The organism is Candidatus Pantoea rara, assembly GCF_051136265.1.
Classification (GTDB): domain Bacteria; phylum Pseudomonadota; class Gammaproteobacteria; order Enterobacterales; family Enterobacteriaceae; genus Pantoea; species Pantoea rara.
In genome coordinates, this window is the sequence record NZ_CP194942.1 from 1071728 (window position 1) to 1096487 (window position 24760).

Genomic DNA, 24760 nt, shown 5'->3' on the forward strand with positions numbered 1-24760 from the left:
TAAATGCGAGCATTGATATGAAATTGCGCGGCGTAATCAAACGACACTCCCTGCGTCCCGGTGAAGGAATTACCATGAAGAAACGCACTACCCGGCTGCTGCTCAGTATGCTGTTCGGTGGCTCGCTGCTGTCAGCGACCCTGTTACCTGTTTTACCTCTTCAGGCCGCAGAGGCACCCGCAACTTCTCCGGTCAGCAAACCGCTGACGATTATTGATCTCTCAGAACTGCAGATCGACGGTGCCGCTGCGCTGGTCTTAACGTTCAGTCAGCCGCTGGATGACAAACAGGATATCGCGCAAAAAATCAGGCTGACCGACGATAAACAGGGTCGGGTAGACGGCGGCTGGGAACTTTCTTCTAACCGCAAAACGTTGCGCTTCCGCCATCCTGAACCCGCACGTCACTTCACTGTCACAGTGGATGCGGGACTGCGCGCGGCCAGCGGTGAAACGCTTGCCGCCGATTACAGCCAGAAAATTGTCACCAGTGATATTCAGCCGATGGTAGGTTTTGCCAGTCGCGGTTCACTGCTGCCGCTGCGTATCACGCAGGGACTGCCGGTGCTGGCGCTGAATGTGAATCAGGTCGATGTCGATTTCTTCCGCATCAGGAATGCGGGCCTGGCGGAATTTCTCTCGCAGTGGAATTACGGCAACAACCTCTCCAGCTGGCAGTCGCAGGATCTGCTGAAAAGCAGCCAGCTGGTCTATACCGGACGCTTTGAGCTTAACCCGGCGCGAAACACCCGCGAAAAATTGCAGCTGCCGATGAGCGATATTACCGCGCTTCAGCAACCGGGCGTCTATCTGGCGGTGATGAAACAGGCCGGGACCTATCACTACAGCCAGCCCGCGACGCTTTTCACCCTGAGTGACATTGGCCTTTCTTTGCATCGCTTCCCGACGCAGTTCGACCTGTTTGCCCAGAGCCTGGCAAATGGCCAGCCGCTTTCCGGCGTCAGCGTGAGGCTGCTGGATGCGAAAGGGCAGGTGCTGCAGAGCGGGACCAGTGATAACACCGGTCATCTGCGTCTCAGGGCGGATGAAAAAGGCAAGATCCTGCTGGCTGTGCAGGGTGAACAGACCTCGATGATCGACCTGGCGCGCCCGGCGCTGGATCTCGCTGAGTTTCCGGTTGCGGGACCGCAGGGCTATGACAAACAGCTATTTGTCTTTGGGCCGCGCGATATCTATCGTCCTGGCGAAATCGTCATCGTTAATGCACTGCTTCGCGATGCTGACGGACACCCGTTGCCCGCCCAGCCGATAAAAGCCGAGCTGGTGCAGCCCGATGGCCAGGTGATGCGGACCTTTGTCTGGCAGCCTGAAGCGGGATTTTATCAGCAACGACTGGCGCTCCCCGAATCCGCCATGACCGGCGACTGGATGCTGCGACTCAATACCGGCGATAACCTCAAGCGCGAATGGACGTTACACGTCGAGGATTTTCTGCCGGAGCGCATGGCGTTAACTCTGAAAAATGACCCTCAGCCGCAGCCTGCTGATGCCAGCGTTGAGTTCGGCATTGAAGGTCGCTATCTCTATGGCGCACCTGCGGCAGGTAATACATTACAGGGACAACTCTATCTGCGACCGGCACGCGAAGCGGTGGCGGCACTGCCGGGCTACCAATTTGGTGACATCACCGAAGAGGGAGTAAAGCGAACGCTGGATGAGGTAGATCTCAAGCTGGACGCCAGCGGTAAAGCACAGCTTTCGGTAGAGAGTCAGTGGGATCAGCTGCACTCTCCACTCAACCTGATCCTGCAGGCCAGCCTGCTGGAGACCGGCGGCCGTCCGGTCACCCGCCGCGCAACTCAGGCTATCTGGCCCGCTGACGCCCTGCCAGGCATCCGGCCACTGTTTGGTAACAAGGCCGTTTATGACTACCGCAGTGACAGTTATCACGATGAGCCTACCGTGCCAGAAGAGAGCCTGGCCGAATTCGACATTGTCTATGCCAACAGTCAGGGCAAAAAACTGGCGGCAGACAAGCTGGATGTGCGCCTGATTCGTGAACGCCGTGACTACTACTGGAGCTTCTCTGACAGTGAAGGCTGGCAGTCACAGTATGGTGACAAGGATCTGCAGGAAGATGAACGTGCCATTTCTGTCCCGGCTGACGGCAGCACCAAAGTCAGCTTCCCGGTTGAATGGGGCCACTATAGGCTGGAAGTGCAGGCGGGCGAAAAGATCGTCAGCAGCGTGCGTTTCCAGGCCGGTTATGACTGGCAGGATAATACCAACGGCACGGGCGCATTACGCCCTGACCAGGTCAGACTGAAGCTGGACAAAGCGGCTTATCAGCCAGGCGATACCGTGCATCTGCAGGTTGAGTCACCCGCTGCGGGTAAAGGTTACCTGATGGTGGAGTCGAGCAGCGGCACGCTGTGGTGGCAACCGCTGACCGTACCAAAGGGCGGCACAACAGTGGATGTGCCGGTTGCTGAGAGCTGGCGGCGTCACGATCTCTACTTCAGCGCTATTGTGGTCCGTGATGGCGATAAGGTCAGCGGCGTAACGCCAAAACGCGCGGTAGGGCTGTTGCATCTGCCGATGGCGACAGAGGCGCGTCGCTTAAACCTGACGCTGGATGCACCCGACAAAACCCGTCCTGAGCAATTCCTGACGGTAAAAGTTCATGCCAGTCGTGACGGCGGGCCGCTGCCGGAAAAAGTGAATGTGCTGTTGTCAGCTGTGGATAGCGGCGTGCTGAGCGTGACAGATTTTAAAACGCCCGATCCGTGGCAGGCTTTCTTTGGCCGTAAACGCTACAACGTCGATCAGTACGACGTCTTTGGTCAGTTAATCGAAGGCGGAGGCCGGCTGGCGGCACTGCGTTTTGGTGGTGATGGCGAGGATGAATCGATGACGCGCGGCGGTAAAAAGCCGGTGACGCACGTCAATATCGTCGCGCAGCAGTTGCAGGCGGTGACGCTGGATAAAGAGGGTAATGGATCGATTACGCTGCCGATCCCGGCGTTTAACGGCGAACTGCGGCTGATGACTCAGGCCTGGAGCGATGACAGCTTCGGTGCGGCAGAGCGCAAGCTGGTGGTCGCGGCGCCGCTGATCAGCGAACTGGCAACCCCGCGCTTCCTTGCCAGCGGCGATTCGGCCTCCCTGGCGCTGGATCTCACTAACCTTACCGACCTGCCACAAACGCTGAAAGTAGATATGACCAGCAGTGGCTTAGTGGATCTGGCCGGTGCAGCCAGCCAGAGCGTGACGCTGGCCAAAGGCGCACGTACAACGCTGCAGATTCCGGTCACGGCGAAAGCTGGCTTTGGTGATGGCGAGATTGCGGTGCAGGTTTCCGGTCTGAACCTGCCGGGCGAGCAGGTAAAGCCCAGCAAACAGCAGTGGAAAATTGGCGTCCGGCCACCTTATCCGGCCGTGACGCTGAACTTTGATGCCGTCATCAATCCCGATCAGCCCTGGCAGGTCGCGGCAGCTTCGCTGACGGGCCTGGATGCGCAGACGCTGAGTGGACAGCTGACGCTGAGCAATCGCCCGCCACTGAACATCGCCAGCTATATCAGTGCGCTTTATGCCTATCCCTACGGCTGTCTGGAACAGACTACCAGCGGGCTCTGGCCTTCGCTCTACACCAGCCATGCTGAGCTAACCGCCATGGGCATTAAAACCAGCAGCGATGAAGCGCGTCGGGCCGCCGTCGATACCGGCATCGCCCGTCTGGCAGGCATGCAACGGGCCAACGGCAGCTTTGGGCTGTGGGATAAACAGAGTGAAGAAGAGTTCTGGCTGACGCCTTACGTGACGGACTTCCTGCTGCGTGCCAGTGAGGCGGGTTATGCGCTGCCGGATAATGTGGTTGAGCGCGCTAACGCACGGCTGCTGCGCTATCTGCAGGATCCAGCGCAGATCAGCGGCGGCGGCAGTGACGACAACGCCGCGCTGCAGTTCAGCGTGCAGGCTTACGCCGGACTGGTGCTGGCGCGTCAGCAGCGCGCGCCACTGGGTGCACTGCGTGCATTGTATGAAAAACGTGAGAAAGCCCGCTCTGGCCTGGCGCTGATGCAGCTGGGTGTTGCGCTGAAGCTGATGGGGGACGGGCAGCGCGCATCGCTTGCGATCATGCAGGGTGCCACGCTGACGCGTTCAGACAAAGAGTGGTACGGCGACTATGGCAGCACGGTGCGCGATGAGGGAATGATGATTGCCCTGTTAGCCGGGAATAAGCTGCAACCTGATTTGCAGAACAGTCTGCTGCTGTCGCTGTCCAAAGAGGTCAGGGGCAAACGCTGGTTCTCGACCCAGGAAAATAACGCGCTTTATCTGGCTGCTCATACCCTGCAACGTGCGCAGGGCGGAAGCTGGCAGGCGCTGCTTTCGGGCAATCCACAGCCTCTGCAAAGCGATGCACCGCTGAACAAAGGGCTGGGGGCTGAGCGGCTGTTGCAGGGCTTAACCATCAGTAATCCGGGCAGTGCGCCGCTGTATGGTCGTCTGGACGTCACCGGTTATCCGCTGGCCGCGCCTCAGCCTGAGAGCAACGTGCTCGGGATAAAGCGTGAATACTTCACCCTGGATGGCAAAGCTGCCGATCTCAACAATCTGCGCAGCGGTGAGTTGCTGGTGGTCCGTCTGATCGTTTCGTCGAAACGCAGCATCAGTGATGCGCTGGTGGTGGATCTGCTGCCTGCTGGTCTGGAGCTGGAAAACCAGAATCTGGCCGACAGCAGCGCCAGCCTCGGTGACAGTGCGGATGCGCTGAAGGAAAGCATGGGAGACATGCAACAGGCTGACATCAGGCACATTGAGTTCCGTGACGATCGCTTTGTTGCGGCGCTTGCGGTAGATACTTATCGTCCCGCAACGCTGGTCTATCTGGCGCGGGCGGTCACGCCGGGTCGCTACCTGATGCCGCCGCCGCAGGTGGAGTCGATGTATGTGCCAGAGTGGCGCGCTACCGGCAGTACGCCGCCGCAGCTGCATATCCAGTAAGTGACGCGGGGCGTGTTAAACATCAGCACCATTAAAAGGCGGTGGCTCGCGCTGCCGTTTTTTTTTCTGGCGTTATGGCTGGTGACGTGGGGACTGGATCGCCTGTTCCCGCTGCCGCTTAAACAGGTGCAGCCTGCGCGGGTGATTGTGGCCAGCGACGGAACGCCGCTGTGGCGCTTTGCTGACAGCAAAGGCATCTGGCGCTATCCCGTCACGCCAGAGGAGGTGGCCCCTGTTTATCTGCAGGCGCTGCTGACCTATGAAGATCGCTGGTTCTGGTATCACCCCGGTATCAATCCCCTGGCGCTGGTGCGTGCGGCCTGGCAGGATTTACGCCATCAAAGCGTCATTTCCGGTGGCAGCACGCTGACCATGCAGGTAGCACGCCTTATCGACCCGCAACCCCGTACGCTGCGCGGCAAGCTAATCCAGGCGTGGCGGGCGCTGCAGCTGGAGTGGCACCTTTCCAAACGTGACATCCTGACACTCTATCTTAACCGTGCGCCCTTTGGCGGCACTCTGGAAGGCGTGGGCGCAGCAAGCTGGAGCTGGCTGGGAAAGGCCCCGTCGCAGCTGACGCCGGGCGAGGCAGCGCTGCTTGCCGTTTTGCCGCAGGCACCCAGCCGACTGCGGCCCGATCGCTGGCCGGAGCGGGCGGAAGCCGCACGCAATAAAGTGCTGGATCGACTGGCGGAATATAACATCTGGTCCGCTGAACAGGTGGCGGAAATTCGTCAGGAGCCGGTCTGGCTGCCGCCACGACAGATGCCGCAGATGGCACCGCTGCTGGCCCGGCGTCTGCTGTCGATCAACGCCAGTGACAAGATTGTCTCCACGCTCGATCCTTCATTGCAGCGCGAGCTGGAGAGCCTGGCGTTGAACGTTAAAAACCAGCTTCCGCCGCGCACCTCGCTGGCGATGCTGGTGGTGGATCACACTACTATGGCGGTCAGGGGCTACGTCGGTTCGGCTGACTTTACCGATGACAGCCGTTTTGGGCATGTGGACATGATCGCCAGCGTGCGCTCGCCAGGCTCGGTGTTAAAACCGTTTATTTACGGCATGGCGCTGGATGAAGGACTGATTCATGCCGAATCGCTGTTGCAGGATGTGCCGCGTCGCTTTGGCGATTACCGGCCAGGCAACTTTGACACTGGCTTTCATGGGCCGGTCAGCGCCAGCGATGCACTGGTGCGCTCCCTGAATCTGCCTGCCGTGCAGGTGCTGGAGTCGCTGGGACCGAAAAACGTTGCGGCGCGTCTGCGCAATGTGGGTCTGAATTTACGTTTCCCGCCAGGTGCGGAACCTAATCTTTCGTTGATTCTTGGCGGCACCGGGGCGCGCATGGATGAAATTGTGGCGGCTTATAGCGCCTTTGCCCGTCACGGTAATGCCGCTCAGCTGCGCTGGATGCCCGATCAACCTTTGCAGCAGCGGCCGCTGCTTTCGAAGGAATCGGCGTGGATCATCCGGCGTATCCTTGCGGGAGAAGCGCAGCCTGCCGGTAATGGCAGCGTACCCGACGTGGTACCGCTGGCCTGGAAGACCGGCACCAGTTACGGCTATCGCGACGCCTGGTCGGTGGGCATCAATCCCCGTTATCTGATTGGCGTCTGGGTCGGGCGACCCGATGCTACCCCGGTTGCCGGGCAGTTTGGTTTTGCCTCTGCCGTACCGATCATGAATCAGATTAACAGCGTGCTGATGAGTCGCCTCGGCAGGCGTGACGTGCCGGTCGATCCGCGACCGGCCTCGGTGACGGTCGCGACCATTTGCTGGCCTGGTGGTCAGCCGCTGCCAGCCGGAGATGAGAGCTGTCGCCAGCGTCGGCAAAGCTGGGTTGCCTCGGATACGCTGCCGCCAACCCTGCTGGCGCCGGGGCAGGAGAGCCTCAGCGGATTACGCCTGGGCTACTGGCAGAATGCGCAGGGGTTGCGGGTCGCAGCAGATTGCCCCGGTGCCACCCGTCATGAACGGCTGGTCTGGCCGCTACCGCTGGAGGCCTGGCTGCCGCCTCAGGAGCGGCGGGCGCAGCGCTTACCCCCCATTGATGCCCATTGTCCGCCTCTACAGCAGGGCAGTAGCGCACCACTGATCGTCACGGGCGTCATTGAGGGGCAAATCGTTAAGCCGCTGCCGGGCAATAGCGCGCTGACGATCCCGGTCGCGGTGCAGGGTGGGCAGGGCGCGCAGCGCTGGTGGTTCCTGAATGGTGAGCCGCTGATGACGCAAAACGTTGCCGATAGCCTGTCGCTGCACCTTAATCATCCGGGAGAGTATCAGCTGGTGGTGATGGATGAAGAGGGGCAGCTTGTCTCGGTTACTTTCAGCCGGGGTTGACGCTTTTCTGCGCTAAATCATAACCGTTGCGCGTCTGCTTCGACTCAGATCAAGAATTTTCAATAAATTAGGGATCTCTGATAGGCAATGCCGGACTCAGCCCCTATAATCGGCGCCGTTTCTTAACCGGGGCGGACGCCACCGGTTTCTTCAGAACGTCAAGACAGAGGTCATCATGGCAATCGAACGTACTTTTTCTATCATCAAGCCAAACGCCGTCGCTAAAAATGTGATTGGTGCTATCTACAACCGTTTTGAAAGCGCAGGCTTCAAAATCGTTGGTGCAAAAATGCTGCAGCTGAGCAAAGAGCAGGCTGAAGGTTTTTACGCTGAGCACCAGGGCAAACCATTCTTCGATGGCCTGGTTGAATTCATGACCTCTGGCCCGGTTGTTGTTTCCGTGCTGGAAGGTGAAAATGCGGTTCAGCGTCACCGTGACCTGATGGGTGCAACTAACCCGGCAAACGCACTGGCTGGCACACTGCGTGCTGACTACGCTGACAGCTTCACCGAAAACGCGACCCACGGTTCAGATTCTGCAGAGTCTGCTGCTCGCGAAATCGCCTATTTCTTCGGCGAAAACGAAATCTGCCCACGTACCCGTTAATCGCCCGGGCGATAAACGTTACAGCGGCTTTACAAAAATCTGCGTAGGGGAGGTCACTCCCGCCTGTTATCAGGCCGCAGATGTTGTACAATATTGCGCCTTCATTGACATCGATTAATGAAGGCGCAATTTTTTCACCTATCCCTGAACAGCGCCATAACGTGTAACAACGAGGCCAGAGAATATTATGTCCGAACAGATTGAGACGTCCGCGTCCGCTTCCCCCCTTGTCGTTTCCCCCAAAAGCCAGAAAATAAACCTGCTGGATCTCAACCGCCAGCAGATGCGGGAATTCTTCCTTTCGCTGGGCGAAAAGCCGTTCCGCGCCGATCAGGTCATGAAGTGGATCTATCACTACTGCTGCGATGACTTCGAGCAGATGACTGACATCAACAAAAAGCTGCGTAACCGGCTGATGGAGCTGACGGAGATCCGCGCGCCAGAAGTGGCGGAAGAGATGCGCTCCACCGATGGCACCATCAAATGGGCCATTCGCGTGGGCGATCAGCTGGTTGAAACGGTCTATATCCCGGAAGGTGACCGCGCTACGCTCTGTGTCTCTTCACAGGTGGGGTGTGCGCTGGAGTGTAAATTCTGTTCGACCGCGCAGCAGGGGTTTAACCGTAACCTGCGGGTGTCAGAAATTATTGGTCAGGTGTGGCGTGCGGCGAAAATTGTCGGCGCAGCAAAAATCACCGGCCAGCGGCCTATCACTAACGTGGTGATGATGGGCATGGGCGAGCCACTGCTTAACCTCAATAATGTGGTTCCGGCGATGGAGATCATGCTGGATGACTTCGGTTTTGGTCTGTCAAAGCGTCGCGTGACCCTGTCCACGTCAGGTGTTGTGCCTGCGCTGGATAAACTGGGCGACATGATCGATGTCGCGCTGGCGATCTCCCTGCATGCAGCAAACGACAAGCTGCGTGATGACATCGTGCCGATCAACAAAAAGTACAATATCGAAACCTTCCTGGCGGCGGTGAAACGCTACATTGCAAAATCCAACGCCAATCAGGGACGCGTGACCATTGAGTACGTGTTGCTGGATCACGTCAATGACAGCACCGATGATGCGCATGAGCTTGCCGCACTGCTGAAAGAAACGCCGTGTAAAATCAACCTGATTCCCTGGAATCCCTTCCCGGGCGCGCCGTATGGCCGTAGCTCAAACAGCCGTATTGATCGTTTCTCCAAGGTCCTGATGGACTATGGTTTTACCACCATCGTGCGTAAAACCCGTGGCGACGACATTGATGCCGCCTGTGGTCAGTTAGCCGGAGAAGTCATTGACCGTACCAAGCGGACAATGCGCATTAAAATGGCGGGTGAAGCCATCTCTGTGAAGCCTCTCTAGAAGACGGACACAGAGCGTTTCCTGAAGTTATGACGCGTGGCAGGCTTGCAGCCTGTCAATGTCAACCGGATGGAAACGATTATGCGTAACGGATTACCTGCAGTTTTACTGGCGCTGTTTGTTGTAAGCGGGTGTGTCAGTCAGCCATACAAACCTGGCGCAGAAGAGGTGCGTCTGCAGTTAGGGATGCACTATCTGGCAGGTGGCGACTATGCCGCGGCTGAGCGGAACTTTCTACGCGCGCAGGCTGCCGTGCCAGACGATTACCGGGTCTCGCTTGCACTGGCACGGCTGGCCCAAAAGCAGGGTAATCAGACAGCGGCGCAGGCACGGTTTATACTGGCACAGCAACAGGCCCCGGATAATGGTTTTGTTGCTAACAATTACGGTGCGTTTCTCTGCGCTTTAAGGCAGTATGGCGAAGCGCATCAACAGTTTAGTCGGGCAGGTGCAGCGCCGCAGTTTGATGCACGCAATGACGCACTTGAACTGGCTGGATTTTGTTATCTGCAGGCTGGCGATGTTGCTGCTGCCCGCAGGACGTTACGTCAGGCTATTGAAGCTGACAGGCGCAAAGCTGACTCGCTGCTGTCTGAAGCTGAAAAGCATCTGGCAGATAACCATCTGGCGAAGGTGCAGGTTTTGCTCGACGTTTATCAGCAACAGCTGCCCGAAACGGCACTAAGTCTGGCGTTACACTTACGTTTCGCCGCGCTACAGGGAAATGCCGCTGACGTTTCACGTTATGGCGACCGGTTAGCGCGACGTTTTCCGCAATCGATACAGTACCAGCGTTATTTAGCTAATGAATACTGAAGCCACTCAAGAAAACTCTGCATTACAATCAACAGGTGAACGCCTGCGACTGGCCCGTGAGCAGATGGGGCTGACGCAGCAGAACGTCGCTGAACGCCTGTGTCTGAAACTCTCTACCGTGCGTGATATCGAGGAAGACAAATCGCCCGCCGATTTAGCGACCACGTTCCTGCGCGGATATATTCGCTCTTATGCGCGACTGGTGCACATTCCTGAAGAGGAACTGCTGCCGATGATGGCGAAACAGACCCCGATTCGTTCTTCAAAGATCGAGCCGATGCAAAGTTTCTCTCTGGGCAAACGCCGCAAAAAACGTGACGGCTGGTTGATGATTTTCACCTGGCTGGTGGTGTTTGTGGTGGTGGGCCTGACTGGCGCCTGGTGGTGGCAGAATCACAAAGCGTCGCAGGATGATCTGGTACCGATGACCGATCAGAGCAGTAGCGGCAGTGATAACGGACAGTCGATTCCGCTGGGTGAGTCCAGCGGTGACAGCGCGGCACCTGCCGCGCCTGACGAAAGCAATACCACGACCAGCAATAATAGCGCGACCACTGCGCCAGCGAGTGCGGCTCCGGCCGCCAGCGCCACCAATAATGCAACCCCTTCACAGCCGGATGCTACCAGCAATACCGTGGTGTCGCCGAGCCAGGCGCCAGTGGAGAATTCAGCGGCTGCACCTGCAGCCACGCATTCCAGTACCAGCCCGGCATCACCGATGCCAGTGGGTGCCGCCGCCGTCAGTGAACCGGCGGCTGATCCTAACGCGGTGGTCATGACTTTCAACGCCGACTGCTGGCTGGAAGTGAGCGATGCTACCGGCAAAAAACTGTTCAGCGGCATTCAGCGCAGTGGTGGTAAACTCAGCCTCGCAGGAACGCCTCCGTATCGTCTGAAAATTGGCGCGCCTTCCGCTGTTCAGGTGCAATATCAGAATCAGCCCGTTGATTTAAGTCGTTTTATCCGTAATAACCAGGTTGCTCGCCTGACGTTGGGTGCGCAATAACAGCGTATCGCGTACCGGGCAATTGTGGAGAAGAAAAATATGCATAACGAAGCACCCATTATCCGCCGTAAATCCAAACGCATTTACGTCGGCAAGGTGCCGGTCGGTGACGGCGCACCCATCGCTGTTCAGTCGATGACCAACACCCGCACCACTGACGTGGAAGCGACGGTAAATCAGATCAGAGCCCTTGAGCGAGTCGGTGTCGACATCGTGCGCATCTCGGTGCCTACCATGGATGCCGCAGAAGCATTCAGACTGATCAAACAGCAGGTGAACGTACCGCTGGTTGCAGATATTCATTTTGACTACCGCATCGCCCTGAAAGTCGCCGAGTATGGCGTCGACTGTCTGCGCATCAATCCTGGTAATATCGGAAACAATGAGCGCATCCGCATGGTGGTCGACTGCGCACGCGACAACAATATTCCCATTCGAATTGGCGTGAACGCGGGTTCCCTTGAAAAAGATCTACAGGAAAAGTATGGCGAGCCGACGCCTCAGGCGTTGCTGGAATCTGCCATGCGCCATGTTGATCATCTCGACCGCCTTAACTTCGATCAATTCAAAGTCAGCGTAAAAGCCTCTGACGTCTTCCTCGCCGTTGAATCTTATCGCCTGCTGGCGAAACAGATCGAACAGCCCCTGCATCTCGGTATCACCGAAGCGGGCGGCGCGCGCGCAGGCGCAGTGAAATCTGCAATTGGTCTGGGGCTGCTACTGTCCGAAGGGATCGGCGATACGCTGCGTATTTCGCTGGCGGCCGATCCGGTTGAAGAAGTTAAAGTCGGTTTCGATATCCTGAAATCACTGCGCATTCGCTCTCGTGGAATTAACTTCATCGCCTGTCCAACCTGCTCACGTCAGGAGTTTGACGTGATCGGCACGGTCAACGCGCTGGAACAGCGTCTGGAAGACCTGATCACCCCGATGGATGTCTCCATTATCGGCTGTGTGGTCAACGGACCGGGTGAAGCGACACTCTCTACGCTGGGCGTAACTGGCGGCAGCAAGAAGAGTGGTTTCTACGAGGATGGTGTGCGTCAGCGCGATCGTCTCGATAACAATGACATGATCGATCAGCTGGAAGCGCGCATTCGTGCGAAAGCGTCGATGCTGGATGCCAGTCGCCGTATTGATGTGCAGCATCTGGAAAAATAATGGCGTACGCGGTCTGCGTGCGTGACTTTTTTGACTGAACCTGTGCGGTTTCATCCTCATAAGGTATGATGCCGGACAGGTTTTTTTGCATTAAGAGATTTTAACGTGGCGAAGAATATTCAGGCGATTCGCGGGATGAACGACTACCTGCCTGCCGATACTGCCCTCTGGCAACGGATTGAAGGCGTTCTCAAGCAGACGCTGGCGAGCTACGGTTACAGCGAAATTCGCTTACCGCTGGTAGAGCAAACCCCACTGTTTAAACGCGCCATTGGTGAAGTCACCGACGTGGTTGAAAAAGAGATGTATACCTTCGAGGATCGCAACGGTGAAAGCCTGACGCTGCGTCCGGAAGGCACGGCTGGCTGCGTGCGAGCCGGTATCGAACACGGGTTACTCTACAACCAGGAACAGCGCCTGTGGTACATGGGACCGATGTTCCGCTATGAGCGTCCGCAGAAAGGCCGCTATCGTCAGTTCTATCAGATTGGCGTGGAAGTGTTTGGTCTTCAGGGACCGGACATCGATGCTGAGCTGATTATGCTGAATGCCCGCTGGTGGAAAGCCCTGGGTATCTCCGGGCACGTTCGTCTGGAACTTAACTCTATCGGTTCGCTGGAAGCCCGTGCTCGCTATCGCGACGCGCTGGTGGCCTTCCTTGAACAGCACAAAGACGTGCTGGATGAGGATTGCAAACGCCGCATGTACAGCAATCCGATGCGCGTTCTCGACAGTAAAAATCCCGATGTTCAGCAACTGCTGAATGATGCGCCACAGCTTGGTGACTATCTGGATGACGAATCACGCGAACATTTCAGCGGCCTGTGTGCCCTGCTGGATGATGCCGGGATCAGCTACACCGTCAATCAGCGTCTGGTGCGCGGTCTGGATTACTACAATCGCACCGTGATTGAGTGGGTCACCGATAGCCTGGGTTCACAGGGCACAGTCTGCGGTGGTGGTCGCTATGATGGTCTGGTCGAGCAGCTCGGTGGTCGTTCAACACCGGCCGTTGGCTTTGCTATGGGCATGGAGCGTCTGGTGCTGCTGGTTCAGGCGGTTAATCCTGAATTTGAACCGACGAGCAATGTGGATGTCTATGTTATCGCTTCAGGTCAGGGCGTGCAGTCCGCCGCTATGCAGCTGGCTGAGAAATTGCGTGACGAAGCGCCAGAACTGAGGCTGATGACCAACTTTGGCGGCGGTAACTTCAAGAAGCAATTTGCCCGTGCTGACAAATGGGGCGCTCGTGTCGCCCTGGTGTTAGGCGAGGATGAAGTCAAAGCCGGGCAGGTCGTGATTAAAGATCTGCGCCGTGGCGAGCAGCAAACGCTGGATCAGGCAGAGGCTGCTGCTGTATTGCGTACGCTGTTACAGTAAGCGTGACACAGCACCAACCATAGAAAGGAGAGGGATTGCGTGGAAGTGTATAGCAATGAGAACGAGCAGACCGACGCGCTGCGCAACTTTTTTGCCAACAATGGCAAAGCGTTAGCCATTGGCGTAGTGATCGGCATTGCTGCGCTGGGTGGCTGGCGTTACTGGAGCAGTCATCAGGACGATACGGCGAAGTCAGTGTCTGCGCAGTATCAGCAACTGACCAGCGCCATGCAGGCAGGCAAACCGGAAACGCTGGAAGCGGTAAACCGTTTTGCCAGTGAAAACAGCAATACCTACGGTGCGCTGGCAGCGATGGATCTGGCGAAGCAGTATGTTGACGCCGGTCAACTGGATAAGGCTGCGACGTTGCTGCAAAACGGATTGAAAGATACCAAAGATGCCAATCTGCAGGCGGTCATCAACCTGCGCCTGGCCCGCATTCAACTGCAACAGAATCAAGCCGATGCGGCGCTTAAAACCCTTGACGGTGTGAAGGGTGATGGCTGGACAGCCATTGTGGCCGATATTCGCGGCGAAGCGCTGCTGACCAAAGGCGACAAGCAGGGCGCGCGCGATGCCTGGAGTAAAGGGGTTGAATCTGACGCCTCTCCGGCATTGAAGCAAATGATGCAGATGAAGATGAATAACTTAAGCTAAGCCAGTCAAGAGAGAGCGCATGGAATTACGTAAATACCTGCTGCCGGGACTGATTTCAGTCACTTTGCTCAGCGGTTGTTCGCTGTTTAGCGGCGAAGAAGATGTAGTAAAAATGGCCCCGTTGCCGAAGGTGGAAAATCAGTTCACGCCACAGAAAGTGTGGAACACCTCGGTAGGCGATGGTGTCGGTGATTTCTACTCAAATCTGCATCCTGCCTGGCAGGACAATACGGTTTACGCCGCCGACCGCTTTGGTATCGTCAAAGCACTGGATGCCGCAGACGGTAAAGAAAAATGGAAAGCCGATCTCTCTGAGAAAACCGGCTTCTTCTCGAAAAATCGCTCAGCCATGTTATCGGGTGGCCTGACCGCTGATGGCGATCGGGTTTATGTTGGCAGCGAACGCGGCCAGGTTTATGCCCTTAACAGCAGTGATGGTAGCCTGGTCTGGCAGACCAAAGTGGCCGGTGAAGCACTGTCGCGTCCGGTGATCAGCGATGGTCTGGTGCTGGTACATACCAGCAACGGTATGTTGCAGGGACTGGATCAGAGCAGCGGTGCCGTGAAGTGGAGCGTCAACCTGGATATGCCAGCGTTGTCTCTGCGCGGTGAATCTGCTCCGGCTGTAGCCTTTGGCGGCGCAATTGTCGGTGGTGACAATGGTCGTGTCAGCGCTGTGGTGCTAAATCAGGGTCAACTGATCTGGCAGCAGCGTATATCTCAGGTTAGTGGTGCAACAGAGATTGATCGTCTTAACGATGTTGATACTACCCCGGTTATCGTCAACGGCGTAGTTTACGCGCTGGCATATAACGGCAATCTGACCGCACTGGATCTGCGTTCCGGCCAGATTTTGTGGAAACGCGAAATCGGCGGTGTCAAAGATCTGATTGTTGATGCCGGCCGAATCTATCTGGTCGATCAGGACGATCGTGTCATTGCCCTGAACGCTGACGGTGGTGTTGCTATCTGGCGTCAAAGTGATCTGCTGCATCGTAACCTGACTTCACCGGTACTCTACAACGGCTACCTGGTGGTCGGCGACAGCGAAGGTTACCTGCACTGGCTGAACACCACTGATGGTCGTTTTGTCGCCCAGCAGGAACTGGATAGCTCAGGCTTCCAGACCGAGCCGGTGGTCGCCAGCGATAAGCTGCTGATCCAGTCGAAAGATGGTGAGGTTTATGCGATTACCCGTTAACGGGTAAACGTCTGGCAGGTGCAATCCTCCGTTCCGACGGCTCCTGATTTAATCAGGGGCCGTTTCGTTTTTAGTCAGGCATGGTATTCTTTGCGCCTTAAGCCTGAACTTAACGGCCAGAGCCGTTATAATCACGCCATTCGGGCGATTAATTATTTATTGAGGCATTTTGTTATGGTACCTGTGGTCGCGCTGGTTGGGCGTCCCAATGTGGGAAAATCTACGCTATTCAACCGTTTAACACGCACACGTGATGCGCTGGTAGCGGATTTTCCTGGACTGACTCGCGATCGCAAATATGGTCGCGCCGAAGTGGAAGGGCGCGAATTTATTGTTATTGATACCGGTGGTATCGACGGCTCCGAAGAGGGTGTCGAAACGCGGATGGCCGAGCAGTCACTGCTGGCGATTGAAGAAGCCGACGTTGTGCTGTTTATGGTCGATGCTCGTGCAGGCCTGATGGCCGCCGATCTGCAAATCGCTAAGCATCTGCGTTCCCGTCAGAAAGCGACCTTCCTGGTGGCAAATAAAACTGACGGGATGGATCCGGATCAGGCGGTTGTCGACTTCTATTCACTGGGGCTGGGTGAAATCCACGCCATTGCGGCATCGCATGGTCGTGGCGTGAGCAGCCTGATAGAAGAGGCACTGCTACCGTGGATGGACAAAGTTGAGGCGGTCGAGCTCACTGAAGAAGAAGAGAACCAGGCTTACTGGGCTGCGCTTGAAGCTGACGAGATTGCTGAGCAGGAAGCTGCAGAGGAAGAAGAAAACTTCGACCCGACAGGCTTGCCAATCAAACTGGCGATCGTTGGCCGTCCTAACGTAGGTAAGTCAACGCTTACTAACCGCATTCTCGGTGAAGACCGCGTGGTGGTCTACGATATGCCGGGCACCACCCGCGACAGCATCTACATCCCGATGGAGCGTGATGGACGTGAATACGTTCTGATCGACACCGCCGGTGTGCGTAAGCGTGCCAAAATCTCTGACACCGTTGAGAAATTCTCAGTAATCAAGACACTGCAGGCGATTGAAGATGCCAACGTGGTGATGCTGGTGATTGATGCTCACGCCGGTATTTCCGATCAGGATCTCTCGCTGCTTGGCTTCATTCTCAACAGTGGTCGTTCGCTGGTGATTGTGGTTAACAAGTGGGATGGCCTGTCGCAGGAAGTGCGTGATGAAGTGAAAGAGACGCTGGACTACCGTCTGGGCTTTATCGATTTCGCCCGCATCCACTTTATTTCTGCGCTGCACGGCAGCGGCGTCGGTAACCTGTTTGAATCAATCACTGAAGCCTATGACTGTTCGACGAAGCGCGTAAACACTTCGCTGCTGACCCGCATCATGAACATGGCCGCAGACGATCACCAGCCACCGCTGGTGCGCAGTCGTCGCGTTAAACTTAAATACGCGCATGCCGGTGGTTATAACCCGCCGATTGTGGTGATCCACGGTAATCAGGTTAAGGATCTGCCCGATTCTTACAAACGCTACCTGATGAACTATTTCCGTAAATCACTCAACGTAATGGGAACGCCAATCCGCATTCAGTTCAAAGAGGGTGATAACCCTTATGAAGGCAAACGTAACCTGCTGACGCCAACGCAGCAGCGTAAACGTAAGCGTCTGCTTGCGCATATGAAAAAGAATAAGCGTTAAGAAAATGAGGGCCATCTGGCCCTCTTTTTTTTGCTCTGAACTCATCAGGGCAGGGAGAGAATCATGAATGTGATGTGTGAAAAATGTCAGCAACCGCTGACGCTCAGTGCCGATGAATTTATCTGCTGTGCCTGTGGTGCGCATTACCCCGCGCAACCCTGCTGTCCTGAATGTCACCAGCCGCTTGAGGTGTTAAAAGCCTGCGGTGCAGTGGACTATTTTTGCCGGAACGGACACGGCCTGATCTCTCGCAAGCGCATCCTTTTCCAGCCGCCAGGTCTCTAATTCCGCTTTCAGCTACGCTCGATCTGCCTGAGAATCACTGGCGACGCCTGACTCTTTTTGTAGCAAAAATGCTATTGCGCCGTAACAAATCGGTTGGATATGTTCACTCTGTAACGTACCAGGTGGTACAATCCTGCCGCGTCGTGGGAGGGGTCAGCCACATCTATGCTCTTCCGGCCTGTAGATTCTCACGGACGCGGGCTTGTTTATATTCGATTTGAAACCGAGCGATGCTCTGCGCGCACCTGTTATCGCGCCGGAGTCCGGATGGCACCTGTCCGGGCGCTCTGTTTATTCAGGAGAGTAAGAGTTATGGCTGAAACATCCTCCCGTTCCGGAAAGGGGCTGGGAATAGCATCCGTGCTGCTCGGACTGGTGCTGCTTGCCACCGGTCTGTTTTTTGCAATCGGCGGCGGTAAACTGGTTGCCCTGGGCGGCAGTTGGTACTTTTTAATTGCGGGTATCGTGACTGTCCTCGCCGCTATTCAGTTCTTCCGTCGCAAATCATCGGCAGTGGTCCTGTTCCTGCTGGTCTTTATCGGCACCCTAATCTGGTCGCTGTTTGATGCGGGTCTGGAGTTCTGGCCACTGGTTTCACGCCTGATGGTGCCAGCCGGACTGATGGTGCTGGCTTTCCTGATCTGGCCTTCACTGCGTAAGCACGAAGGTAAGCACTCACTGGCAAAACCTTCATACGTCTTCTCTGCGCTGCTGGCGGCAGGGATGGTCTTTACGCTGGTGCAGATGTTCCAGCCACATCCTACCGTTGCAGCCACCGGCTCAGAACTGCCATTAATCCCGGTAGATAAAGCGAAACAGCAGAAAAACTGGGATAACTACGGTAACACTCCGCAAGGCAGTCGCTTTGTGGCGCTGGACCAAATCACCCGCGATAACGTGAAAGATCTGCAGGTCGCCTGGACCTTCCGCACTGGTGATACGCCTGTCAGCCCGACGGGTAACGGTGCAGAAGATCAGCAGACGCCATTGCAGATTGGCAACACCCTTTATCTCTGTACGCCGCACAACAACGTTATCGCCGTTGAAGCCAACAGTGGTAAGCAGATCTGGAAACGCGAAATTAATGCCAAAGCCGAAGTCTGGCCGCGCTGCCGTGGTCTGGCTTACTTCGACGCAACCAAACCACTGCAACAGCCGGATAAGCCGGGATCGGTTCCGGTGACTGCGGCTGTACTGCCAGCCGGTGACAACTGTCAGCGTCGTATTCTGATGAACACCATCGATGCGCGTCTGATTGCGATCAACGCCGATAACGGTGAGTTTTGTGAAAACTTTGGCGATCATGGCATTGTTGATCTCAAAGCAGGCATGGGGCAGGCACCGGATCCGCAATATCAGCTGACTTCCGCGCCAACGCTGGCCGGTACTACGGTCGTGGTGGGTGGCCGTGTCGCGGATAACGTGCAGACGGATATGCCGGGTGGTGTTTTGCGTGGCTTCGACGTTATTACCGGTAAGATGCGCTGGGCGTTTGACCCAGGCAATGTTGACCCGAATGCGATTCTGATGCCGGGTAAAGATTATACCCGCAGTACACCGAACTCCTGGGCACCGATGTCTTACGACCCGTCAATGAACACCGTGTTCATTCCGATGGGCAGTTCGTCAGTTGACCTGTGGGGTGCGAACCGTACCGAACTGGATCACAAATATGGCGCATCCGTGCTGGCGCTGGATGCCACCACCGGTAAAGAGAAATGGGTCTATCAGACCGTGCATAACGATCTGTGGGACTTTGACCTGCCGATGCAGCCAGGCCTGATCGACTTCCCGCAAAAAGATGGCAGTACCACACCAGCGGTCGTGATTGGCGGCAAAACTGGCATGATCTTCGTGCTTGACCGTATGACCGGCAAGCCGCTGACCAAAGTCGAAGAACTGCCGATGCCGCAGGGGCATATTCCGAACGAGCAGTACACCAAAACACAGCCACACTCTACCGGTATGCCGCAGATTGGCAACCAGACGCTGAAAGAGTCTGACATGTGGGGTGCAACGCCATTTGATCAACTGGCCTGCCGCATTGGTTTTAAATCGATGCGCTATGACGGCCTGTTCACCGTGCCGGACACAGATAAGTCTCTGAGCTTCCCGGGTTCGCTGGGCGGTATGAACTGGGGCAGCATGTCCATCGATCCGAACAACCACCTGTTGTTCGTTAATGACATGCGTCTGGGCCTGTGGGTTCAGATGATCCCGGCGGATACCAGTAAAACGGCGCGTGGTAGCAATGGCGGTGAAGCGATCAACACCGGTATGGGTGCCGTTCCGCTGAAAGGCACGCCCTATGCAGTGAATAAAAACCGCTTTATGTCTCCGCTGGGCATTCCTTGTCAGAAACCGCCATTTGGTACGCTGTCGGCGATTGACCTGAAAACGCAGAAAATCGTCTGGCAGGTGCCGGTCGGTACTGTGCAGGATACCGGTCCGTTCGGCATCAAGATGCGCATGAAAATGCCAATTGGTATGCCAACGCTGGGGGGTACGCTGGCAACGCAGGGTGGCCTGGTGTTCATCGCCGGTACACAGGATTACTACCTGCGCGCCTTTGACTCTTCAACCGGTAAAGAAGTGTGGAAAGCACGTCTGCCCGTTGGCAGTCAGGGGGGGCCGATGAGCTACGTCTCACCGAAAGATGGTAAGCAGTACATTCTCATCTCTGCAGGTGGCGCACGTCAGTCACCGGACCGCGGTGATTACGTGATTGCTTACGCGCTGCCAGACAGCAAGTAACAACGTATAAGGAAAAGGGCCGACATTGTCGGCCCTTTTTTTATTTGCCGTCGCGCCATAGCGCCTTCAACTCGGGCGGCGCAACCTGTTCCGGAATCAGCAGCACAATGGTGCCCACCTCACGGCGGGTGGCATATTGAATCTGGATACGGAAATAACGTTGATCGCCACTGCCCACCTGCGCGGCTTTATCCTCGGGTTCGCCCAGCGGCATTGCCTGCTCCAGCGCATGGCAGACACGCTGTTTTTCTGTCGCCGGCAACTCGCCCAGCATAAAGCGACGTTCGGCGCGTAGCCCCGGGATAAAGGCCATGCCGCCTTCACGTGCGACGATGATGGTGGCATCATCGGTGAGTTCGGGCAGGTCACTCATAGCACGCCAACCTCCTTCCACGCCTGTTCAATAGCACTGCTGACCGACTCGTTGAACCGTTTTTTACCATGCTGTACGGTGAAGCGGGCAAAGGTCTTAAAGTCTGCATCCTGTGGCAGTTCGTCGTCACACACGGTGTCGTACCAGGCATACCCCGCCTGTTCCCAGGCATAACCACCCAGCGCTTTGGCCGCCAGATAAAAGGCCCGGTTAGGAATGCCGGAGTTAATATGAACGCCACCGTTATCTTCACGGGTCTTCACGTAGTGATCCATATGTGCCGGTTGCGGATCTTTGCCCAGCATCGGGTCATCGTAGGCGGTGCCAGGTTCAGACATCGATCGCAGACCACGTCCGTTAATGCCTTTCGCCAGCAGGCCTTCACCGATAAGCCAGTCCGCCTCATCGGCGCGCTGTTTTTTACTGAACTGTTTCACCAGCGAGCCGAAGACGTCAGACAGCGACTCATTCAGCGCGCCAGCCTGTTCAAAGTAAATTAACCCGGCTTCATTTTCTGTGACGCCATGCGCCAGTTCATGCGCCACAACGTCAATCGCAATGGTGAAGCGATTAAATATTTCGCCGTCACCATCACCAAATACCATCTGCTGACCGTTCCAGAAAGCGTTCTGGTATTTTTCACCATAGTGCACGGTACCCAGCAGTTTCAGCCCCTGATTATCCAGCGAGTTACGCTGATAAGCCTGCCAGAAGAAGTCATAGGTCACACCCAGGTAGTCCCAGGCTTCTTCAGCCGCGACATCATCATTACCGGGCTGACCCTCCTGACGAATCAGCTTGCCTGGCAGAGTTTCCTGACTCTGGGCATCATAAATTTCACGATCCACATGACCGCCCGCCGCCGTTTTAACGCCGGTCGGCTTTTGCCAGTGTTCCGCCATGAGGTGCTGAACGTGAGTCAGGGTACGGCGCGCCTGCTCCTGCTGGTGGCCGGAACCGTGCGCGATGATTTTGCGAAGGATATAGGGAGGAATAACGCAGTAAGGCATCTGAAACTCCTTGGCATCAGGGATGTGCCAAAAAGTATAGACCCGTGAGGCGGGATAGACCTGGTCATTGAGGCCATCGGTAAGTGGAAAAATGTGAGCTAACGGGCATAGCTGGCGTCAGGAAGCCGTTTTGCGGCGGCGCTTTTTCTCAGGCAACAGCTGTGTCACCTGGCTTTCAACCCAGCCATCATCAAGACGCGTGCGAAGCAAATCGCCGCTCTGGAGCTGTGCGGTTTTCTTCACGACCTGTCCGGCGGTGTCAGTGGTTACGCTAAAACCACGCGCCAGCGTCGCCAGCGGGCTGACGCCTTCCAGCTGCGCCACCCGTTGACCAAAGTCCTGTTTGTTGCTGTTCAGTTGTCTGGTCATGCTCTGCTGAAGGCGGTAGTGCCAGCTTTGCAGCTGTTTTTGCGCCTCAAACAGACGCTGCTGCGGCTGTTGAGCAGTGAGCCGATGCGCCAGGCGATCCTGCTGACGCGTCGCCAGGCGCAGGCGGGTTTCCATCGCTTCACCCAGACGCTGTTGCAGGCGGAACAAGGCGGTCTGCTGACGGGCCAGCCGCAGTTGAGGATGCTGCTGCTGCAGGCGATGCTCAAGGCGGGTATAAAGCCGCTGCTGGCGCGCCAGGTAGTAATCCATCGCCATCTCCAGCCGCTGTTGCTGCGACTGCAACTGACGCAGCAGCTCAAGCTGGTTACGGCTGATAATCTCAGCGGCGGCGGAAGGGGTAGGCGCACGTAAATCGGCAACGAAGTCAGCAATGGTGACATCGGTTTCATGCCCCACGGCGCTGACGATGGGAATGCGGCTGGCAAAAATAGCGCGCGCCACGCGTTCGTCGTTAAAGCTCCATAAATCTTCCAGCGAACCGCCGCCGCGCCCGACAATTAACACGTCGCACTCATTGCGCAGGTTAGCGATTTCAATTGCGCGGACAATCGCCGCTGGCGCATCAACGCCCTGAACCACAGTCGGATAGATTATGACGGGCAGGGAGGGATCGCGGCGATGCAGCACGCGTAACACATCGTGCAGCGCTGCGCCGGTGGAAGAGGTGATTACACCAACCTGACGCGCCGGTTCCGGCAGGGGTTGCTTATGCTGCGGATCGAACAATCCTTCAGTCGCCAGCTTTGCCTTCAGTAGTTCAAACTGCTGCTGTAGCAAGCCTTCACCCGCCGGATGCATACTTTCGGCAATCAGCTGATAGTCACCGCGGGGTTCATAGAGCGTGATGTTGGCGCGAACCAGCACCTGCTGACCATGCTGTGGCCGGAAGGTGACGCGACGATTGCTGTTGCGGAACATGGCACAGCGAACCTGAGCGCCATCATCTTTCAGCGTGAAGTACCAGTGACCGGATGCTGGTTGGGTGAAGTTGGAAATCTCGGCGCTGATCCAGACAAGGCCCATCTCTTTCTCCAGCAGCTGACGCACTGTTGTATTGAGACGGCTGACGGTAAAAATATTGGCGATGGGTGGCAGCGACATGTGACGAAGATCAAATTCCAAATCAGCAGGTTAATTCATCGATACTACATTGCTGCCGGTGTGGATCAAGAGTTTTTCTTAAATAATGCTGGAGGCAATCGATTACGGCCTGTATAATGCCGCGGCAATATTTTATCTATTCTCAATCACCCGAGGTGGAGTATTGCCATGTTAAGAATCGCTAAAGAAGCACTCACTTTTGACGACGTTCTGCTCGTCCCTGCACACTCCACCGTCCTGCCTAATACGGCCGATCTCAGCACTCAGCTGACCAAAAATATCCGTTTAAACATTCCTATGCTCTCCGCTGCCATGGACACCGTGACCGAATCGGGTCTGGCGATTGCGCTGGCACAGGAAGGCGGCCTTGGCTTCATCCATAAAAACATGTCGATTGAACGCCAGGCGGACGAAGTGCGTAAGGTGAAGAAACATGAGAGCGGCGTGGTCACTGAACCACAAACCGTTCTTCCTACTACGCCACTGGCTGACGTTAAAGTGCTGACCGAGCGCAACGGCTTTGCAGGCTACCCGGTCGTGAACCGCGATAACGAACTGGTGGGGATCATCACCGGTCGTGACGTGCGCTTTGTGACTGACCTTTCTCAGCCCGTTTCTGCGGTAATGACCCCGAAAGATCGTCTGGTGACGGTGAAAGAAGGCGAAGCGCGCGACGTCGTGCTGCATAAAATGCACGAAAAGCGTGTTGAGAAAGCGCTGGTCGTGGATGACAGCTTCCATCTGCTGGGCATGATCACTGTTAAAGACTTCCAGAAAGCCGAACGTAAACCTAACGCCTGTAAAGATGCGCAGGGTCGTCTGCGTGTTGGCGCGGCGGTGGGAGCCGGTGCCGGTAACGAAGAGCGTATTGATGCGCTGGTCGCAGCAGGCGTTGACGTGCTGCTGATTGACTCTTCACACGGCCACTCTGAAGGCGTGCTGTCACGTATCCGTGAAACGCGTGCTAAATACCCGGACCTGGAAATTGTCGGCGGCAACGTCGCTACCGGTGCAGGCGCTCTGGCGCTGGTCGCGGCAGGCGTCAGCGCTGTTAAAGTCGGTATCGGCCCTGGCTCTATCTGTACAACCCGTATTGTTACTGGCGTGGGCGTTCCGCAGATCACTGCCGTCTCTGATGCCGTGACTGCGCTCGAAGGCACCGGTATTCCTGTGATTGCTGATGGTGGTATCCGCTTCTCCGGTGACATCGCCAAAGCGATCGCCGCTGGTGCGTCCTGTGTCATGGTCGGTTCGATGCTGGCGGGGACCGAAGAGTCACCGGGCGAAATCGAACTCTATCAGGGCCGTTCATTCAAATCTTATCGCGGTATGGGTTCACTGGGCGCGATGTCAAAAGGCTCTTCTGACCGTTACTTCCAGACCGATAATGCCGCTGACAAACTGGTACCGGAAGGAATCGAAGGTCGCGTGGCCTATAAAGGCCGTCTGAAAGAGATCGTGCATCAGCAGATGGGTGGATTGCGCTCTTGCATGGGCCTGACCGGTTGCCCGACCATTGACGACCTGCGCACCAAAGCGGAATTTGTCCGCATCAGCGGCGCAGGCATTAATGAGAGCCACGTGCATGATGTGACCATAACCAAAGAGTCACCGAACTACCGCATGGGTTCATAATCCCGATTTCCCGCCCGGCTCAAGCCGGGCGCTTTTATTGATCAAGTCACCG

Annotated in this window: 17 protein-coding genes; 14 read left to right on the top strand and 3 right to left on the bottom strand. The window is 56.4% G+C overall.

Annotated elements, in window-relative coordinates:
* Nucleotides 1-74: 74 nt before the first annotated feature.
* The 13 genes from ACR8BF_RS05240 to ACR8BF_RS05300 all read left to right on the top strand — a co-directional run bounded on the left by ACR8BF_RS05240 (nt 75) and on the right by ACR8BF_RS05300 (nt 20199).
* Nucleotides 75-4970 (top strand): alpha-2-macroglobulin family protein, encoded by a 4896-nt coding sequence (locus tag ACR8BF_RS05240; protein ID WP_434745658.1) that lies wholly within the window; start codon nt 75-77, stop codon nt 4968-4970.
* Nucleotides 4971-7310: a peptidoglycan glycosyltransferase PbpC gene (gene pbpC, locus ACR8BF_RS05245; RefSeq protein WP_434745659.1), complete on the top strand. Its 2340-nt coding sequence runs from the start codon at nt 4971-4973 to the stop codon at nt 7308-7310. It abuts the gene before it with no gap.
* Nucleotides 7311-7485: 175 nt separating this feature from the next.
* Nucleotides 7486-7917, top strand: coding sequence for a nucleoside-diphosphate kinase (ndk, locus tag ACR8BF_RS05250; protein ID WP_003848684.1), 432 nt, complete (start codon nt 7486-7488; stop codon nt 7915-7917).
* A 187-nt stretch (nt 7918-8104) separates the two neighbouring features.
* The gene (locus ACR8BF_RS05255; protein WP_179895044.1) at nt 8105-9274 is read left to right on the top strand and encodes a bifunctional tRNA (adenosine(37)-C2)-methyltransferase TrmG/ribosomal RNA large subunit methyltransferase RlmN; all 1170 of its coding nucleotides are present in this window, start codon (nt 8105-8107) and stop codon (nt 9272-9274) included.
* A gap of 81 nt (nt 9275-9355) precedes the next feature.
* Entirely contained in the window at nt 9356-10090 is a 735-nt protein-coding gene (gene pilW, locus ACR8BF_RS05260; protein WP_434745660.1) for a type IV pilus biogenesis/stability protein PilW, read from the top strand.
* Nucleotides 10080-11096, top strand: a complete 1017-nt coding sequence (gene rodZ, locus ACR8BF_RS05265) for a cytoskeleton protein RodZ (protein WP_292991634.1) — start codon at nt 10080-10082, stop codon at nt 11094-11096. Before pilW ends, rodZ begins: the two co-directional genes overlap by 11 nt.
* Nucleotides 11097-11135: 39 nt before the next feature.
* The gene (ispG, locus tag ACR8BF_RS05270; RefSeq protein WP_090958667.1) at nt 11136-12257 is read left to right on the top strand and encodes a flavodoxin-dependent (E)-4-hydroxy-3-methylbut-2-enyl-diphosphate synthase; all 1122 of its coding nucleotides are present in this window, start codon (nt 11136-11138) and stop codon (nt 12255-12257) included.
* Nucleotides 12258-12362: 105 nt separating this feature from the next.
* Complete coding sequence (hisS, locus tag ACR8BF_RS05275) at nt 12363-13637, top strand: histidine--tRNA ligase (RefSeq protein WP_314985614.1); 1275 nt, start codon at nt 12363-12365, stop codon at nt 13635-13637.
* Nucleotides 13638-13676: 39 nt separating this feature from the next.
* Nucleotides 13677-14294: a YfgM family protein gene (locus tag ACR8BF_RS05280; protein WP_136196758.1), complete on the top strand. Its 618-nt coding sequence runs from the start codon at nt 13677-13679 to the stop codon at nt 14292-14294.
* A 19-nt stretch (nt 14295-14313) separates the two neighbouring features.
* Complete coding sequence (gene bamB / locus ACR8BF_RS05285; RefSeq protein WP_179895049.1) at nt 14314-15495, top strand: outer membrane protein assembly factor BamB; 1182 nt, start codon at nt 14314-14316, stop codon at nt 15493-15495.
* A 174-nt stretch (nt 15496-15669) separates the two neighbouring features.
* Nucleotides 15670-17160 (top strand): ribosome biogenesis GTPase Der, encoded by a 1491-nt coding sequence (der, locus tag ACR8BF_RS05290; protein ID WP_090958680.1) that lies wholly within the window; start codon nt 15670-15672, stop codon nt 17158-17160.
* Nucleotides 17161-17223: 63 nt separating this feature from the next.
* A complete protein-coding gene (locus tag ACR8BF_RS05295) occupies nt 17224-17445 on the top strand; it encodes a zinc ribbon domain-containing protein (RefSeq protein WP_434745661.1) in 222 nt (73 codons plus the stop codon).
* 312 nt (nt 17446-17757) lie between these two features.
* Nucleotides 17758-20199: a glucose/quinate/shikimate family membrane-bound PQQ-dependent dehydrogenase gene (locus tag ACR8BF_RS05300; protein ID WP_434745662.1), complete on the top strand. Its 2442-nt coding sequence runs from the start codon at nt 17758-17760 to the stop codon at nt 20197-20199.
* A gap of 40 nt (nt 20200-20239) precedes the next feature.
* On the opposite strand, the gene ACR8BF_RS05305 is transcribed toward ACR8BF_RS05300, so the two are convergent.
* The 3 genes from ACR8BF_RS05305 to xseA form a co-directional block, all read right to left on the bottom strand.
* Complete coding sequence (locus ACR8BF_RS05305; RefSeq protein ID WP_179895053.1) at nt 20240-20572, bottom strand: protealysin inhibitor emfourin; 333 nt, start codon at nt 20570-20572, stop codon at nt 20240-20242.
* Complete coding sequence (locus ACR8BF_RS05310) at nt 20569-21582, bottom strand: M4 family metallopeptidase (protein WP_179895054.1); 1014 nt, start codon at nt 21580-21582, stop codon at nt 20569-20571. The genes ACR8BF_RS05305 and ACR8BF_RS05310 overlap by 4 nt, the downstream gene beginning before the upstream one ends.
* Before the next feature lie 117 nt (nt 21583-21699).
* Nucleotides 21700-23073, bottom strand: coding sequence for an exodeoxyribonuclease VII large subunit (gene xseA, locus ACR8BF_RS05315; protein ID WP_292992994.1), 1374 nt, complete (start codon nt 23071-23073; stop codon nt 21700-21702).
* A gap of 168 nt (nt 23074-23241) precedes the next feature.
* Here xseA and guaB point away from each other — a divergent pair, with 168 nt between their 5' ends.
* Nucleotides 23242-24708, top strand: coding sequence for an IMP dehydrogenase (gene guaB / locus ACR8BF_RS05320; protein ID WP_179895055.1), 1467 nt, complete (start codon nt 23242-23244; stop codon nt 24706-24708).
* The last annotated feature ends 52 nt before the right edge of the window (nt 24709-24760 follow it).

Excerpts from the sequence above, each read along its gene's own strand:
- ndk (WP_003848684.1), top strand. The coding sequence starts at position 7,486 with ATGGCAATCGAACGTACTTTTTCTATCATCAAGCCAAACGCCGTCGCT.
- ACR8BF_RS05295 (WP_434745661.1), top strand. The coding sequence starts at position 17,224 with ATGAATGTGATGTGTGAAAAATGTCAGCAACCGCTGACGCTCAGTGCC.
- ACR8BF_RS05255 (WP_179895044.1), top strand. The coding sequence starts at position 8,105 with ATGTCCGAACAGATTGAGACGTCCGCGTCCGCTTCCCCCCTTGTCGTT.
- ACR8BF_RS05300 (WP_434745662.1), top strand. The coding sequence starts at position 17,758 with ATGGCTGAAACATCCTCCCGTTCCGGAAAGGGGCTGGGAATAGCATCC.
- der (WP_090958680.1), top strand. The coding sequence starts at position 15,670 with ATGGTACCTGTGGTCGCGCTGGTTGGGCGTCCCAATGTGGGAAAATCT.
- xseA (WP_292992994.1), bottom strand. The coding sequence starts at position 23,073 with ATGTCGCTGCCACCCATCGCCAATATTTTTACCGTCAGCCGTCTCAAT.
- ispG (WP_090958667.1), top strand. The coding sequence starts at position 11,136 with ATGCATAACGAAGCACCCATTATCCGCCGTAAATCCAAACGCATTTAC.
- ACR8BF_RS05310 (WP_179895054.1), bottom strand. The coding sequence starts at position 21,582 with ATGCCTTACTGCGTTATTCCTCCCTATATCCTTCGCAAAATCATCGCG.
- ACR8BF_RS05240 (WP_434745658.1), top strand. The coding sequence starts at position 75 with ATGAAGAAACGCACTACCCGGCTGCTGCTCAGTATGCTGTTCGGTGGC.
- pilW (WP_434745660.1), top strand. The coding sequence starts at position 9,356 with ATGCGTAACGGATTACCTGCAGTTTTACTGGCGCTGTTTGTTGTAAGC.
- rodZ (WP_292991634.1), top strand. The coding sequence starts at position 10,080 with ATGAATACTGAAGCCACTCAAGAAAACTCTGCATTACAATCAACAGGT.
- bamB (WP_179895049.1), top strand. The coding sequence starts at position 14,314 with ATGGAATTACGTAAATACCTGCTGCCGGGACTGATTTCAGTCACTTTG.
- ACR8BF_RS05305 (WP_179895053.1), bottom strand. The coding sequence starts at position 20,572 with ATGAGTGACCTGCCCGAACTCACCGATGATGCCACCATCATCGTCGCA.
- guaB (WP_179895055.1), top strand. The coding sequence starts at position 23,242 with ATGTTAAGAATCGCTAAAGAAGCACTCACTTTTGACGACGTTCTGCTC.